The 14,094-nt window shown below is 69.4% G+C and carries 12 protein-coding genes and 1 pseudogene; 9 read left to right on the forward strand and 4 right to left on the reverse strand.

Annotated elements, in window-relative coordinates; all coding sequences use genetic code 11:
- The first annotated feature begins 21 nt into the window (after positions 1-21).
- The 6 genes and pseudogenes from ABS642_RS09235 to ABS642_RS09260 form a co-directional block, all read left to right on the forward strand.
- Positions 22-537 (forward strand): GNAT family N-acetyltransferase, encoded by a 516-nt coding sequence (locus ABS642_RS09235; RefSeq protein ID WP_350353089.1) that lies wholly within the window; start codon positions 22-24, stop codon positions 535-537.
- A gap of 134 nt (positions 538-671) precedes the next feature.
- Positions 672-1,814, forward strand: coding sequence for an extracellular solute-binding protein (locus ABS642_RS09240; protein ID WP_282214365.1), 1,143 nt, complete (start codon positions 672-674; stop codon positions 1,812-1,814).
- A complete protein-coding gene (locus ABS642_RS09245; RefSeq protein ID WP_282214366.1) occupies positions 1,811-2,749 on the forward strand; it encodes an ABC transporter permease in 939 nt (312 codons plus the stop codon). Before ABS642_RS09240 ends, ABS642_RS09245 begins: the two co-directional genes overlap by 4 nt.
- Positions 2,746-3,540 carry an ABC transporter permease subunit gene (locus tag ABS642_RS09250; protein ID WP_350353090.1) on the forward strand — a complete coding sequence of 265 codons (795 nt, stop codon included), beginning with the start codon at positions 2,746-2,748 and terminating at the stop codon, positions 3,538-3,540. Before ABS642_RS09245 ends, ABS642_RS09250 begins: the two co-directional genes overlap by 4 nt.
- Positions 3,537-4,628 carry an ABC transporter ATP-binding protein gene (locus ABS642_RS09255; protein WP_282214368.1) on the forward strand — a complete coding sequence of 364 codons (1,092 nt, stop codon included), beginning with the start codon at positions 3,537-3,539 and terminating at the stop codon, positions 4,626-4,628. The genes ABS642_RS09250 and ABS642_RS09255 overlap by 4 nt, the downstream gene beginning before the upstream one ends.
- Positions 4,629-4,713: 85 nt before the next feature.
- Positions 4,714-4,863, forward strand: a pseudogene (locus ABS642_RS09260) (DUF1508 domain-containing protein); the annotation flags it as partial.
- Between the two features lie 113 nt (positions 4,864-4,976).
- Here ABS642_RS09260 and ABS642_RS09265 read toward each other — a convergent pair.
- The 3 genes from ABS642_RS09265 to ABS642_RS09275 are packed head-to-tail and all read right to left on the reverse strand — an operon-like array spanning position 4,977 to position 7,373.
- Entirely contained in the window at positions 4,977-5,732 is a 756-nt protein-coding gene (locus ABS642_RS09265) for an amino acid ABC transporter ATP-binding protein (protein ID WP_282217520.1), read from the reverse strand.
- Positions 5,729-6,526 (reverse strand): amino acid ABC transporter permease, encoded by a 798-nt coding sequence (locus ABS642_RS09270; protein ID WP_350353091.1) that lies wholly within the window; start codon positions 6,524-6,526, stop codon positions 5,729-5,731. Before ABS642_RS09270 ends, ABS642_RS09265 begins: the two co-directional genes overlap by 4 nt.
- A 34-nt stretch (positions 6,527-6,560) precedes the next feature.
- Positions 6,561-7,373, reverse strand: coding sequence for a basic amino acid ABC transporter substrate-binding protein (locus ABS642_RS09275; protein WP_282214371.1), 813 nt, complete (start codon positions 7,371-7,373; stop codon positions 6,561-6,563).
- A 245-nt stretch (positions 7,374-7,618) separates the two neighbouring features.
- Here ABS642_RS09275 and ABS642_RS09280 point away from each other — a divergent pair, with 245 nt between their 5' ends.
- From ABS642_RS09280 to ABS642_RS09290, 3 genes are read left to right on the forward strand one after another with little or no spacing between them, the layout of a single operon-like run.
- Complete coding sequence (locus ABS642_RS09280) at positions 7,619-8,221, forward strand: hypothetical protein (RefSeq protein WP_350353092.1); 603 nt, start codon at positions 7,619-7,621, stop codon at positions 8,219-8,221.
- Positions 8,211-12,146 carry a Pls/PosA family non-ribosomal peptide synthetase gene (locus ABS642_RS09285; RefSeq protein ID WP_350353093.1) on the forward strand — a complete coding sequence of 1,312 codons (3,936 nt, stop codon included), beginning with the start codon at positions 8,211-8,213 and terminating at the stop codon, positions 12,144-12,146. The genes ABS642_RS09280 and ABS642_RS09285 overlap by 11 nt, the downstream gene beginning before the upstream one ends.
- The gene (locus ABS642_RS09290; protein ID WP_350353094.1) at positions 12,143-13,453 is read left to right on the forward strand and encodes a M1 family metallopeptidase; all 1,311 of its coding nucleotides are present in this window, start codon (positions 12,143-12,145) and stop codon (positions 13,451-13,453) included. The genes ABS642_RS09285 and ABS642_RS09290 overlap by 4 nt, the downstream gene beginning before the upstream one ends.
- Here ABS642_RS09290 and ABS642_RS09295 read toward each other — a convergent pair.
- The gene (locus ABS642_RS09295; protein WP_350353095.1) at positions 13,434-14,066 is read right to left on the reverse strand and encodes a hypothetical protein; all 633 of its coding nucleotides are present in this window, start codon (positions 14,064-14,066) and stop codon (positions 13,434-13,436) included. The two genes, ABS642_RS09290 and ABS642_RS09295, sit on opposite strands and share 20 nt — an antisense overlap.
- Positions 14,067-14,094 lie beyond the last annotated feature (28 nt).

Here is a 14,094-nt window from a genome sequence, read left to right on the forward strand (position 1 = left end):
TCAGGATGTCAGACTGGGACCATGCTCGACGCACTCCCCCTCCCGCACCCGATCGACTCCCGCCTGGGCGAAGCGACCGTGCGCAGGGCGACACCGAACGACGCGGATGCCGTCATCGCCTTGCTCGCGGACGATCCGATCAGCGCGGCACGCGGCGATGTGGCATCCGAAGAAGACCGTCCCGCGTACGTCGTGGGGCTCGTCGAGATCCTCGCCGATCCGTCGAACGACCTGCTGGTCGCCGAACTCGACGGCGTGATCGTCGGCACCCTGCAGCTGACGTCGATTCCCGGGATGGCGAGGCGTGGCGCGCGCCGTCTGCTGGTCGAGGCCGTGCGCGTGCGCAGTGACCTGCGCTCCTCCGGCATCGGCTCGGGGATCATGCGCTGGGTATCCGACTCCGCCGCCCCCGCACTCGGAGCCGCGATGGTGCAGCTCACATCCGACGCGAGCCGCATCGACGCCCACCGCTTCTACGAGCACCTCGGCTACGTCGGGTCGCATAAGGGATTCAAGTTCGCCGTGCCGCAGGACTGATCGCCACCGGCATCCGATCCGCCACCACCCGGCCACCCGGCGTTCACCCGCGCCGCGCCGACCGGTAACTCCGCACCCATAGTGTCCTCTCGCAACCCCGAACCGGCCTTCGCCGGTCACCCGAGAGGACATTCATGGCTCGCAACATCCGCCGCGCGCGCATCGGCGCCGGCATCGCCCTGGCCACCACGGCCGTACTCGCGCTCACCGCCTGCTCCGGCGCTGCTGACGCCACCGCCGGTGGCGGCGACTCCGATGTCGACGCGGCATCCGCGACGTCCGTCGCCGACTTCGGCACGTTCGCCGACCTCGAGGCCGCGGCGAAGGAAGAGGGGCAGCTCAACGTCATCGCGCTCCCCCGCGACTGGGCGAACTACGGCGAGATCCTCGACCTGTTCGCCGAGAAGTACCCGGAGATCACGATCAACGAGGCCTCCCCCGATGTCTCCAGCGCCGAGGAGATCCAGGCAGCCGAGACCAACAAGGGCCTCGACACCGCTCCCGACGTGTTCGACCTGGGCCTCACGGTCGCGCTGCAGAACACCGACACCTTCGCTCCCTACAAGGTCGAGACCTGGGACGACATCCCCGAGGCCCTCAAGGAGAAGACCGGTCTGTTCGTCGGCGACTACGGCGGGTACATGTCGATCGGCTACGACTCCTCGAAGTTCGACGCCCCCGAATCGCTCGACGACCTGAAGAGCGCCGACTACAAGGGTGCGGTCGCGATCAACGGCGACCCGACGCAGGCCGGTGCGGCGTTCGCCGCGGTGGGCCTCGCCACGGTCCAGTCCGACGGCACGCTCGATGACTTCCAGCCCGGCATCGACTTCTTCTCCGAGATGCAGAAGGCCGGCAACCTGCTCAAGGTCGACGTCACCACCGCCACCGTCGCCAGCGGCGAGACCCCGGTCGTCTTCGACTGGGACTACCTGAACGCCGCGCACACGGCCGACAACGAGAACTGGAAGGTCGTCGTCCTCGACGGCACCGGTTACGCCGGCTACTACAACCAGGCGATCAACAAGGATGCCCCGAACCCGGCAGCCGCACGCCTGTGGCAGGAGTTCCTCTACAGCGACGAGGTGCAGAACCTGTGGCTCAAGGGCGGCGCACGTCCGGCACGCATGGAGGCCATGACCGAGGCCGGCACGATCGACGCCGACCTCGCCGCAGCCCTGCCCGAGGTTCCGGCCGAGACGGTCGTCCCGACCGAGGAGCAGTCCACGAACGCCGGCACGCTGCTCGGCGAGAAGTGGGCCGCGGCCGTCCAGTGACGACGATCTCCGTAGCGGGGACGGATGCCGCGGCGTCCGTCCCCGTCACCGCCGCCGGGTCCTCGCGTGAAGCGGGGGCCCGGCGGTCCGCGCCTTCGTGGGCCTGGCTGGGCCTCGTGCCCTTCGCCGCCTACGTCGTCCTCTTCCTGGCCGTCCCGACCATCCTGGCGATCGGCTCGGGCTTCTTCGCGGACGACGGCAGCTTCACCTGGACCAACGTCTCGGCGCTGGCCGACCCGGTCGTGCTGACCACGTTCGCCAACTCCGCCGGCCTGTCCCTGCTGACCGCCGTCGTCGGCGCCCTCGTCGGTGCCCTCGTCTGCTACGCACTGCTCGGCATGAACCCCGAAGGCGCGGTCCGCTCTATGGTGGATGCCGCGTCCGGCGTGCTCGCGCAATTCGGCGGCGTCATGCTGGCGTTCGCGTTCATCGCGACGATCGGCATCCAGGGCGTCCTCAAGCTCTTCCTCCAGGACGCCTTCGGGATCGACATCTACGCGAACGGCACGTGGCTGTACGAGCTGCCCGGCCTGATCCTGCCGTACATCTACTTCCAGATCCCGCTCATGGTGATCACGTTCATGCCCGCACTCGCCGCGCTCAAGCCGCAGTGGTCCGAGGCGAACCTCACTCTCGGCGGCACCCGCGCGAGCTTCTGGCTGCGCATCGGCATCCCCGTGCTCGCGCCCTCTTTCCTCGCCAGCCTGCTGCTGCTGTTCGCGAACGCCTTCTCGTCCTATGCGACCGCCGCGGCTCTCGCCAGCCAGGGCTCGCAGATCGTGCCGCTGCAGATCCGCACCGCCCTCACCAGTGAGACCGTGCTCGGTCGGGAGAACCTCGCCGGGGCGCTCGCGCTCGGCATGATCCTCATCGTCGGAGTCGTGATGGGCCTGTACTCGCTCATCCAGCGCCGAGCCGCGAGGTGGCAGTCATGAACCGGCTCGGCCCCTCGCTCGCGACCCGCTGGGTCATCGGCATCCTCGTGGGTGCCTTCTTCGCCATCCCGCTGGTGTCGACGTTCCTGTTCACGCTGCGCGATCCGTCCGGCGGGATGTCCCTCACGCACTGGACCGCACTGTTCGACCCTGCGGCATCCGCCGCGATCAAGCCGATCTGGACCGGACTCGGCAACTCGCTGATCCTGGCGCTCGTCACCGTCCTGATCGTCCTCTTCCTGCTGGCACCGACGATGATCCTGGTGAACCTGCGGTTCCCCAAGATCAAGCCGGCCTTCGAGTTCGCCGTGCTGCTGCCGATCTCGATCCCGGCGATCGTGCTCGTCGTCGGTCTCGCCCCGATCTACCTGCAGATCGGTCGAGCGCTCGGCACGGGCACCTGGACGCTCGCCTTCGCGTACGGCATCACGGTGCTGCCGTTCGCCTTCCGCTCCATCCAGGCCTCGATCGACGCGGCCGATCTGCGCACGCTCGCCGAGGCCGCCCGCTCCCTCGGGGCGAGCTGGCCGACGGTCGTGCTGAAGGTGCTCGCTCCGAATCTGCGCCAGGGTCTGCTCGCGGCATCGCTCATCTCCATCGCCGTCGTGCTCGGCGAATTCACGATCGCCTCGCTCCTGAACCGCCAGGTGTTCCAGACCGCGATGGTGGTCGTCCAGAAGCAGGACCCGTACGCGCCGGCGATCTTCACCCTGCTGGCGCTGGTCTTCGTCTTCGTCCTGCTCCTCGTCATCGGCCGCGTCGCCCGCGGCACCGGAAAGGCCCGCTCATGACCCTCGACCACGCCCTCCCCCGCACGAAGGACAACGTGCTGCTCGCCGAAGCCGGCGAAGGCACCCGTGTCGAGCTGCAGGGCATCGTGAAGAGCTATGCCGGCACCCGCGTGCTGCACGGCGTCGACCTCGACATCGCCCCCGGCGAGTTCGTCTCGCTGCTCGGCCCGTCCGGCTGCGGCAAGACGACGCTCCTGCGTGTGCTCGCCGGGCTCGAGGGTGCGGATGAGGGAGCCGTGCTGCTCGGCGGCGGAGACGTGTCGCGCGTGCCGACGAACAAGCGCGACATCGGCATGGTCTTCCAGTCCTACTCGCTGTTCCCGCACCTGCGCGTGGTCGACAACACCGCGTTCGGCCTGCGCCGGCGTGGAGCCGGCAAGGCGGATGCCGCGAAGCGCTCGCTCGACGCCCTCGCGCTCGTCGGTCTCGCGGATTTCGCCGATCGCTTCCCGCATCAGCTCTCCGGCGGTCAGCAGCAGCGGGTCGCGCTCGCACGCGCACTGGTCACCGAGCCCAAGGTGCTGCTCCTGGATGAGCCGCTGTCGGCCCTCGACGCGAAGGTGCGCGTGCAGCTGCGCGACGAGATCCGCCGCATCCAGCTGCGCCTCGGCATCACGACCGTCTTCGTGACGCATGACCAGGAGGAAGCGTTGGCCGTCTCCGATCGGATCGCGGTGATGAACTCCGGCCGGATCGAGCAGATCGGCTCGCCCGAGCAGCTGTACACGACCCCCTCGACGGCCGGCGTCGCGGCGTTCGTCGGACTGTCGAGCGTCGTCTCCGGCGTCGCCGAGGGCGATCACGTCATGGTGTGGGGGCAGGCGCTGCCGCTGCAGACGCCCGCCGACGGTCCGGTCGACGTGTACCTGCGGCCCGAGAACGTGTACTTCGCCTCCGAAGCGGATGCCGCGACCGACGCGCTGGTCGAGGAGAGCACGTTCCTCGGGAGCATGCGACGCACACTCGTGCGGACGGAGTCGGGCGAGCTCGTCCGCGTGCAGCACGCCCCCGGCATCCATCCCTCCTTCGGCGACCGCGTGCGCATCGCCGTCGCTCCGGAGCCCGTCGCGGTGCATCCGCGCGGGTGATCCGCCTCTTCCCTCCGATATACGGGTGGGGATAGCGTGAGGGCGAAGGGTCGATCTCCCGGCCCAGCAGAGAGAGGACGCCTCCATGGCAGGCAAGTTCGAGCTGTACACCGACAAGTCCGGCGGGTACCGCTTCCGTCTGAAGGCCGGCAACGGCGAGGTCATCGCGACCAGCGAGAGTTACACCACGAAGGCCGCCGCGAAGAACGGGATCGAGTCCGTCCAGAAGAACGCGCCGGGCGCCGACGTCGTCGAGGTCTGACAGCTCGCTCCTCGCCGAGCGAGGAGCCCCGCAGCACGCGAAACGCCTCATGCTCCGCGGAGCATGAGGCGTTTCGTCTCAGCGGGTCACAGCACGCGGGACAGGAAGTCCTTCGTGCGCTGGTTCTGCGGGTTCCCGAGGACCTCGCGCGGATCGCCCTCCTCGACGATGTGACCGCCGTCCATGAAGATCAGACGTGAGCCGACCTCACGGGCGAAGCCCATCTCGTGCGTGACGACGAGCATCGTCATGCCCTCGTCCGCGAGGGAGCGCATGACCTGCAGCACCTCGCCGACGAGCTCGGGGTCGAGCGCCGAGGTGGGCTCGTCGAACAGCATCATGTCGGGGTTCATGCAGAGCGCCCTGGCGATCGCCACGCGCTGCTGCTGACCACCCGACAGGTGCCCCGGATAGGCGTCGGCCTTCTCCGCCAGACCCACGCGGGCGAGCATCGCGAGCGCGACCTTCTCGGCCTCGACCTTGGAGCGCTTCTTCACGCGCTGCTGCGCGATCATGAGGTTGCCCATGACGTCGAGGTGCGGGAACAGGTTGAAGCTCTGGAACACCATGCCGATGCGCGTGCGCACGCGGTCGATGTCGACGTCGGGGTCGGTGATGTCGATGCCCTCGATGAGCACCTTGCCGCCGGTCGGCTCCTCGAGCAGGTTCACGGAGCGCAGCAGCGTCGACTTGCCCGACCCCGAGGGGCCGATCACGCAGACGACCTCGCCGGCGGTGACCGTGAGATCGATGCCCTTGAGCACCTCGTTGTCGCCGAAGCTCTTCACGAGCCCCTGCAGGTCGATCGCCGGGGCGTGCACATCAATCAGGTCGGTGATCATCGCTGCTTCGCCATCCGTCGTTCCAGCCACGCACTGAAGCGTGTGAGGGGGATCGTCACGATCAGGTACAGGATCGCCGCCATGATCAGCGGCGTCGCGTTCGTGTTCTGCGTCGCCGCGTCACGGGCGAAGTTGGTGAGCTCCTTCGACCAGATGAAGGTTCCCGCCACGAAGAGCAGCGAGGTGTCCTTCAGCAGCAGCACGAACTCGTTCGTCAGCGGCGGGATGATGATCCGGAATCCCTGCGGCACGATGATCCAGAAGGTGGTCTTCATGGGCGACATGCCGAGGGAGCGCGCTGCCTCGGTCTGGCCCTTCGGGACCGCCTGGATGCCGGCGCGGATCGTCTCCGCCATGTAGGCGGACGCCACGAGGATCAGACCGATCAGTCCCAGGACGACAGGACCGCCGAGATCGCGCCCCGAGATGCCGAGCGCGATCGGCAGGATGAAGGCCACCGCGAAGATCGTGAGGATCGCGGGGAGCCCGCGGAACAGCTCGATCCACGCCGTTGCGATCCACCGGAACGGCCCGATGCTCGACAGCTTGAGCAGTGCCAGCACGACGCCGAGCACGAGCCCGGCGACGAACGCCACCGCCGTGAACCACAGGGTGTTGACGAGCGCGGTCGTGATGATCCCCGGGAACATCTTGATCGCGACTTCGGGATTGAAGAACAGCGGACCGATCTTCGCCCAGTCAGTGCTGACCGCCGCCCAGACGACGACGGCGATCAGCACCACGTAGACGATGTACCGATAGAGCTTGCTCTTCGTGCTGCGCCTCAACGCCATTGTCAAGGTCTCCTTGCTCTACGCTGCTCGCCGATTACTTCGCGGTGAAGTAGTTGTCGTAGATCGTCTGGTAGTCGCCGTCGTCCTGCAGCTCCTTCAGCGCGCCGTTGATCGCCTCGCGCAGCTCGTCCTTCTCGCCCTTGGCGAAGGCGAAGCCGTAGGACTCGCCGGTCTCGTACTCCTCGACGATCTTGTAGGCCTTGTCGGCCTTCTCGTGCTCGAGGTTCACCGGCTGGTCCTGCAGGATGGCGTCGATCTGGCCGGCCTGCATCGCGGGCCACAGCTCGCCGTCGGAGGGGTACTGCACGAGCTGGGCGCCGGTCGCGTTCTCGGTCGCGTAGGCCTCGCCCGTCGTGCCCTGCTGCACGCCGACGTTCTTGCCGGAGAGGTCGTCGATCGACTTGATGCCCGAGTCGGTGCGCACGAGCAGCGACTGCAGCGACTCGTAGTACGGGTCGGAGAAGTCGATGTTGGCCTTGCGCTCGTCGGTGATCGTCATGGCCGAGGCGCCGATGTCGCAGGTGCCGGCCGCGAGGGTCGTTCCGGACTGGAGCGCGTCGAATCCGACGTCCTGGACGGAGAGCTTGAGGTCGAGCTTCTTGGCGATCGCGTCGAGCAGGTCGATGTCGAAGCCCGTGTAGCCGGTGCCGTTGTCGCCACCCTCGAACTCGAAGGGAGCGTAGGGGATGTCGGAGCAGACCGTCAGCGTCCCCGCCTCGACCAGGCCGTACTCGTCGCCCGCGGCGGGCTCCCCGCCGGAGTCACCGGCGCCCGTGGCGCAACCGGCGAGGGCGAGGGTGGCGGTCGCCACGAGAGCGAGGCCGGCGAGGATGTTGCGACGTTGCATGTCGACTCCAGAGTGAGACGAGGGCAATGACGCCCACGGACAGGTAGGTGATCATCTAAACATGCGGCTCGTCGCGCCGACCAACGGGAGGGTACTGCGGCGGATCACATTTGTGTTGCAAGTGTGACGAATCATGACGTACCCGACGGGATGCAGCGGGCGCGGCACCGGCTGTTCACCTCGAGTGACTATCCTCTGTGCCCAAGACATGAGCGACGACGCTCCGGATGCAGGGAGAACAGATCATGGCAAAGAAGACCACCGCACAGCGCACCGCAGAGGCCGCTGTCGACGCCGCCAAGGATGCGGCGAAGGATGCGAAGAAGCTGATCAAGTCGCTGCCGAAGAAGGCCGCGAAGAAGCTCAAGCCGCTCGTGGAGGACGCGAAGGACGCGTCCAAGGTGTCGAAGAAGAAGGTCGCCGACAAGCCCAAGAAGGTGACCAAGTCGGCCACCGCGGCGACCGAGCGTCTGCAGGTCGCCACCGCCCGGTTCGAGGCCGCGAAGAAGGCGGACAAGAAGAAGGCCGACCTGAAGAAGGCGGAGAAGAAGGCCGAGAAGAAGGCGGACGAGAAGTCCCGCGCTCCGAAGAAGACGGCTCCGACGAAGGGTGCCGTGATCGCCCCGGCCCCCGTCGACGCACCTGCCGCGACGCCCGCCCCGGTCGTCACGCCGACGCGTCGCGTCAAGACGCCGGTGATCAAGGCGCCCGCCGTCGAGGCACCAGCATCCACGGGCGATCTGAGCGCGCTCACGGTCGTCGAACTGCGGTCCCGCGCCCGTGCCGCCGGACACGTCGGCTACTCCCGCCTCTCGAAGGCGGCACTGATCGACCTCCTTGCGCGCTGACGTGCAGACGGCGCTGGACCGCAGCGCGGAGGCACCGCCGCCCCGGACGCTCATCGACATCCTCCGCGAGACGACCGCGCGGCATCCCGAGGCGTCGGCGATCGAAGACGCAGACGGCGCCCTGAGCTACGCCGAGCTGCTGGCGAGCGTCTGGCGCACCGCCGCGCTGCTGCACGCGCAGGGCGTTCGTGCGGGCGATCGCGTCGGCATCCGCATGGCGTCGGGCCGACGTGAGCTGTACATCGCGATCCTGGGCACGATGGCGGCGGGAGCGGCGTACGTGCCGGTCGACGCCGACGACCCCGAAGAGCGCGCCGACCTCGTGTTCCGTGAGGCCCGTGTCACCGGCACCATCACCGGCGGCGGCGTGTACCTCCCCGCCGACGCCGCACCGTCGTCCGATCTCTTCGACAGTGAGAACCCGCATCCGAGCACGGCCGCCGTCCCGGTCATCGCGCCACCGACCGTCGAGGACGACGCCTGGATCATCTTCACCTCCGGCTCGACGGGCGTCCCGAAAGGGGTCGCGGTGTCGCATCGCTCTGCCGCCGCCTTCGTCGACGCCGAAGCCCGGCTGTTCCTGCAGGATGCTCCGCTCGGCCCGGGCGACCGTGTGCTGGCCGGGCTGTCGGTCGCCTTCGACGCCTCGTGCGAGGAGATGTGGCTGGCCTGGGGCCACGGCGCCTGCCTGGTGCCCGCTCCCCGTGCGCTCGTGCGCTCCGGTGAGGATCTCGGCCCGTGGCTGCTCGGCCACGGCATCACGGTCGTGTCCACCGTCCCGACGCTCGCCGCCCTCTGGCCGCAGGATGCGATCGAGAACGTGCGCCTGCTCATCTTCGGCGGAGAGGCATGCCCGCCCGAACTGGTGACCCGCCTCGCCTCCGACGGTCGGGAGGTCTGGAACACGTACGGTCCCACCGAGGCCACCGTCGTCGCGTGCGCCTCCCTGATGGACGGGGCAGGTCCTGTGCGCATCGGACTGCCGCTGGACGGCTGGTCGCTGGCGGTCGTCGACGGCACCGGCGAGCGCGTCGCCGAGGGAGAGACCGGAGAGCTCATCATCGGCGGCGTCGGGCTCGCGCGATACCTCGACCCCGCGAAGGATGCCGAGAAGTACGCCGCCATGCCGTCCCTGGGCTGGGACCGCGCCTACCGTTCCGGCGACCTCGTCCGCTTCGAGTCCGAGGGCCTGATCTTCCAGGGCCGCGCCGACGACCAGGTCAAGATCGGCGGGCGTCGCATCGAACTGGGCGAGGTCGAATCGGCGCTGCAGGCGCTCACCGCGGTGTCCGCGGCGACCGTCGTCGTCCAGAAGACCGAGACCGGCATGTCGGTCCTCGTCGGCTACGTCGTGCCCGACGAAGGGTTCGACCGCCAGATCGCGCGCGCCGAGCTCTCCGAGACGCTGCCCGCTCCGCTCATCCCGCTCCTCGCGACGGTGGACGATCTGCCGGTGCGCACCTCCGGCAAGGTCGACAAGGCTGCTCTCCCGTGGCCGCTCGATTCCGGGGACGCCGGAGACTCGTCGCTCTCCGGCACATCGGCCTGGCTGGCCGAGCAGTGGTTCGCGGTGCTCGGCATCCGTCCGGCCGATGAGGACGCCGACTTCTTCCAGCTGGGTGGCGGCTCGCTCGCCGCCGCGCAGCTCGTCTCGCGCCTGCGGACGCGGGCCCCCGAATTCACCATGACCGACGTCTACGATCTTCCGCGGCTGCGCCAGATGGCGGATGCCGTCGAAGAGGAGACCGACGCCGAGGCCGAGCACGAGGAGCGCGTCTTCAGCCAGCCTCGGCCGACCCCGCGCAGGATGCAGTGGGTGCAGACGATCGCCGGGTTCCCGCTCTTCGTCTTCACCGGCATCCGCTGGCTCCTCTTCCTCCTCGCCGCGAGCTGGCTGCTGCGACTCTCTCCCGGGTTCGAGTTCCTCCCCGACGTCTCAGGATGGGTCGTGCTGGTGGGCCTGCTCGTCTTCGCGACTCCGCTGGGCAAGATGACGATCGCGGCGACGGCCGCCCGGCTCCTCCTCGCCGGCGTTCGCCCGGGAGACTATCCCCGCGGCGGCGGCGTGCACCTCCGGCTCTGGCTCGCCGAGCAGATCGCGCAGCAGGTCGATCCGGTCGGCCTCGCCGGAGCACCGTGGGTCGTGTACTACGCACGCGCGCTCGGCGCCCGCATCCACCGGGACGTCGACCTGCACACGGTGCCCCCGATCACCGGGATGCTCGACATCGGGGCCGGAGCCTCGATCGAACCCGAGGTGGACCTCACGGGCTACTGGATCGACGGCGACACGGTGCGCATCGGCAGCATCCGGATCGGCGCGGATGCCACGGTCGGCGCCCGCAGCACGCTCGCCCCCGGCACCAAGATCGGCCGTCGAGCCGAGATCGCCCCCGGATCGGCGGTCTTCGGTCGGGTGCGCGCGGGTCAGCGCTGGGCCGGTTCTCCCGCGGCCCGCACAGGTGGGCTCTCCCAGCCTTTCGCTCCGACGCGCCCGCCGAGCAAGCGCCGCTGGCTGTGGGCGTACGCGGCGTCGTCCGCCGCCCTCGGCGTCCTGCCGCTGCTCGCGTTCGGCGCCGGTGGTGCTCTCCTCGCGTCCGGGATCCGCGGCGCCGACTCGCTGCTCGCCGCGGTGCCGGGGATCCTCGCGATGCTCGTGCCGGCCGTGCTCCTCACCGGCGCGGTCTTCGCGGTCGTCGTACTCGTCCTCGTCCGCCTGCTCGGCATCGGGCTGGCGGAGGGCATCCATCCCGTGCGCTCCCGGGTCGCCTGGCAGGCGTGGACGACCGAGCGGCTGCTCGACTCGGCCCGCACGTTCCTGTTCCCGCTGTACTCCAGCGGGTTCACCCCGCTGTGGCTGCGCGCCCTCGGCGCCGACGTCGGCCGCGACGTCGAGGCGTCGACCGTGCTGCTGATCCCGAAGCTCACGACGATCGCCGACGGCGCCTTCCTCGCCGACGACACCATGGTCGCCACGTATGAGCTCCAGGGCGGTTGGATGCGGTTGGCGAACGCCAGGATCGGCAAGCGCGCCTTCCTCGGCAACTCGGGGCTCGCCGCGGGTGGGCACAACGTCCCGAAGGATGGTCTGGTCGCCGTCCTCTCGGTGGCCCCGCTGAAGGCCAAGGCCGGATCGTCCTGGTTGGGCTCGCCCGCCACCCGTCTGCGGCGCGTGGTCAACGATGCCGACCTCGAGCGCACGTATCGTCCCCGCAGCGGCCTGCGGGTCGCTCGGGCCCTCTGGGAGGCGGGCCGGATCGTCCCGGTGTTCGTCACCTGCGCGATCGGGCTGGCGGTGATGCTGACCCTGGCCGCACTCATCGAGGCGGTCGGCCTGGCGTGGGCTGTCGCGCTCTCCCCCGCCGTGATGCTGGCCGCCGGTGCCTTCGCGGCGTTGATCACCTCGGCCGCGAAGTGGGTCATCGTCGGTCCGATCCGTGCCGGCGAGCATCCGCTCTGGTCGAGCTTCGTGTGGCGCACCGAGGTGTCGGACACCTTCACGGAGATGGTCGCCGCACCCTGGTTCGCCAACGCGGCATCGGGCACACCCGCTCTCGCGATCTGGCTGCGCACCCTCGGCGCGAAGATCGGTCGCGGGGTCTGGACGGACAGCTACTGGCTTCCCGAACCCGACCTGGTCACCCTCGGCGACGGCGCGACCGTGAACCGCGGATGTGTGGTTCAGACGCATCTGTTCCATGATCGTGTGATGAGCATCGATTCCGTGACCCTCGAGAACGGTGCGACCCTGGGGCCGCACAGCGTCATCCTGCCTGCGGCGACGATCGGCGCCGATGCGACTGTGGGCCCGGCCTCCCTCGTGATGCGCGGAGAGTTCGTGCCCGTCGGCAGCCGGTGGAGCGGCAACCCGATCGGCCCCTGGCGGGCCGTCAAGGTGCGTTCGTACCAGGCCTCCGACGCATGACCGTCGACCCCTACACCCCGCACAGCGGAGACCGCCGCTTCGGGGTGCTGCACTACGACCTCTCGATCGACTACCGGGTGCCGACGAATCGCCTCGTCGGCACGGCCACGTTGCAGGTGCGGATGCAGGAGGCGGCGAAGCACGTCTCGCTCGACCTCGTCGGCCTCAAGGCCACGAAGGTGCGGGTGAGCGGAGACCGCGGCGCGACCTTCCGGCAGGATCAGCGTCGCATCAAGGTGGACTTCGGCACCGAGCGAGCGGCGGGCGACGAGTTCACGGTCACGGTGGACTACTCGGGAGCACCGGCCCCGCGCCGCACCCGCTGGGGGATGATCGGCTGGGAGGAGCTCGAAGACGGCGCCCTGGTCGCCTCGCAGCCGACCGGCGCCGCGACGTGGTTCCCATGCAACGACATCCCCTCGGACAAGGCCACGTACCGGCTGGAGTTCACGGCGGACCCGGAGTACACGGTGGTCAGCGGCGGGGCGGCGACCCGCTCGACGCAACGCGGACGCACCCGCTGGACGTTCCAGCAGACGCTGCCCACGGCGACGTACCTCATGACCGTGCAGATCGGCCAGTACGCGGATGAGAGGGTCGCGCTCGGCGACACCCCTGGTCGGCTCTACTTCCCGACGGCGCTCGCTCCGCGTGTGCGCGCGGACTTCGCTCCCCTCGACGAGATGATGCGCGTCTTCGTCGAGGCCTTCGGTCCGTACCCGCAGGACTCGTACAAGGTCGTCGTCACGCCGGACGATCTCGAGATCCCCCTCGAAGCGCAGGGCATGGCGATCTTCGGCGCGAACCACATCGACGGGGCGCAGAGCTGCGAGCGACTGATCGCGCACGAGCTCGCGCATCAGTGGTTCGGCAACAGCGTCGGTGTGAGCCGCTGGCAGGACATCTGGCTGAACGAGGGGTTCGCCTGCTACGCCGAATGGGTGTGGTCCGAGGCGTCGGGAGGTGCGACGGCGCACGCGAAGGCGCGAGCCCACCACGCGCGCCTCGCGGCTCTTCCGCAGGACCTGCTGCTGTCCGACCCCGGCCCCGCCGACATGTTCGACGACCGTGTCTACAAGCGCGGGGCGCTCGCACTCCACGCGCTGCGGCTCACGATCGGCGACGGACTCTTCTTCACGGTCACGCGCACCTGGGCGTCCCGCTTCGAAGGACTCGCCGTGACGACCGACGACTTCCTCGGCCTGGTCGACGAGATCGCCGGAGCAGAAGGACGCGCGCTGATGCGGGCATGGCTCGACGACCTGCCGCTGCCCGCTCTTCCCCCGGTCAGCCGCGCGCGACGCTGAGCGTATGGCCGTCCGGGCCGGGCAGGGTCGCGACCTGAAGAGGCGATCGGCGTCCGGGAAGCACGGCCGACCACACGAGCGGTCCTGCACCCGGCGGGACCGAGCGCGCCGGTTCCAGACGCACGCTGTTCGGATCGATCTCCACCCCGCGCCCATCGGCCTTCACGGCCGCTTCGATGCGGGTCCAGCCGGCCAGGTCGGGGGCGCTCCCCGCCGGGAACATCGGCGCGAGCTCCGCGACGCGGTCCTCCGCGGAGTTCCGCTCGAGATCGACGCCCAGCGGCGTCGATCCCCTGGACACCGCGACCGCGACCAGATCCTCCGCGTGGCTGACGCTGAGCACGAAGCCCGGCGTGCGCGGCGCGGCGTGATCCTCACCGCACCGCGCGCACGAGCTGTCGAGCGGCACGTCGTCGCCCCCACCGAGACCGACGACGAGCGTGCGGATCAGCGCGCGCCCCGCCAGGAATCCCGCGGCTCGCGCCCCGCTCAGCTGCCGGTATCTCGCGAGTTGGCGCTCTCCCATCGCCGCGAGATCCGCCTCGGTGAAGTCACCGAGGTCGGCGACGCGCGCCCAGGCGATGGTCGCCCCGTGCCAGGTGATCTCTGCCATGCCGTCGCCGCCGGATCGGTCGGGCGAC

It is taken from the genome of Microbacterium sp. A8/3-1 (assembly GCF_040267695.1).
Classification (GTDB): domain Bacteria; phylum Actinomycetota; class Actinomycetes; order Actinomycetales; family Microbacteriaceae; genus Microbacterium; species Microbacterium luteolum.

Coding starts and splice junctions, on each gene's coding strand:
- ABS642_RS09255 (WP_282214368.1), top strand. CDS start 3,537: ATGACCCTCGACCACGCCCTCCCCCGCACGAAGGACAACGTGCTGCTC.
- ABS642_RS09240 (WP_282214365.1), top strand. CDS start 672: ATGGCTCGCAACATCCGCCGCGCGCGCATCGGCGCCGGCATCGCCCTG.
- ABS642_RS09235 (WP_350353089.1), top strand. CDS start 22: ATGCTCGACGCACTCCCCCTCCCGCACCCGATCGACTCCCGCCTGGGC.
- ABS642_RS09250 (WP_350353090.1), top strand. CDS start 2,746: ATGAACCGGCTCGGCCCCTCGCTCGCGACCCGCTGGGTCATCGGCATC.
- ABS642_RS09280 (WP_350353092.1), top strand. CDS start 7,619: ATGGCAAAGAAGACCACCGCACAGCGCACCGCAGAGGCCGCTGTCGAC.
- ABS642_RS09275 (WP_282214371.1), bottom strand. CDS start 7,373: ATGCAACGTCGCAACATCCTCGCCGGCCTCGCTCTCGTGGCGACCGCC.
- ABS642_RS09290 (WP_350353094.1), top strand. CDS start 12,143: ATGACCGTCGACCCCTACACCCCGCACAGCGGAGACCGCCGCTTCGGG.
- ABS642_RS09270 (WP_350353091.1), bottom strand. CDS start 6,526: ATGGCGTTGAGGCGCAGCACGAAGAGCAAGCTCTATCGGTACATCGTC.
- ABS642_RS09295 (WP_350353095.1), bottom strand. CDS start 14,066: ATGGCAGAGATCACCTGGCACGGGGCGACCATCGCCTGGGCGCGCGTC.
- ABS642_RS09265 (WP_282217520.1), bottom strand. CDS start 5,732: ATGATCACCGACCTGATTGATGTGCACGCCCCGGCGATCGACCTGCAG.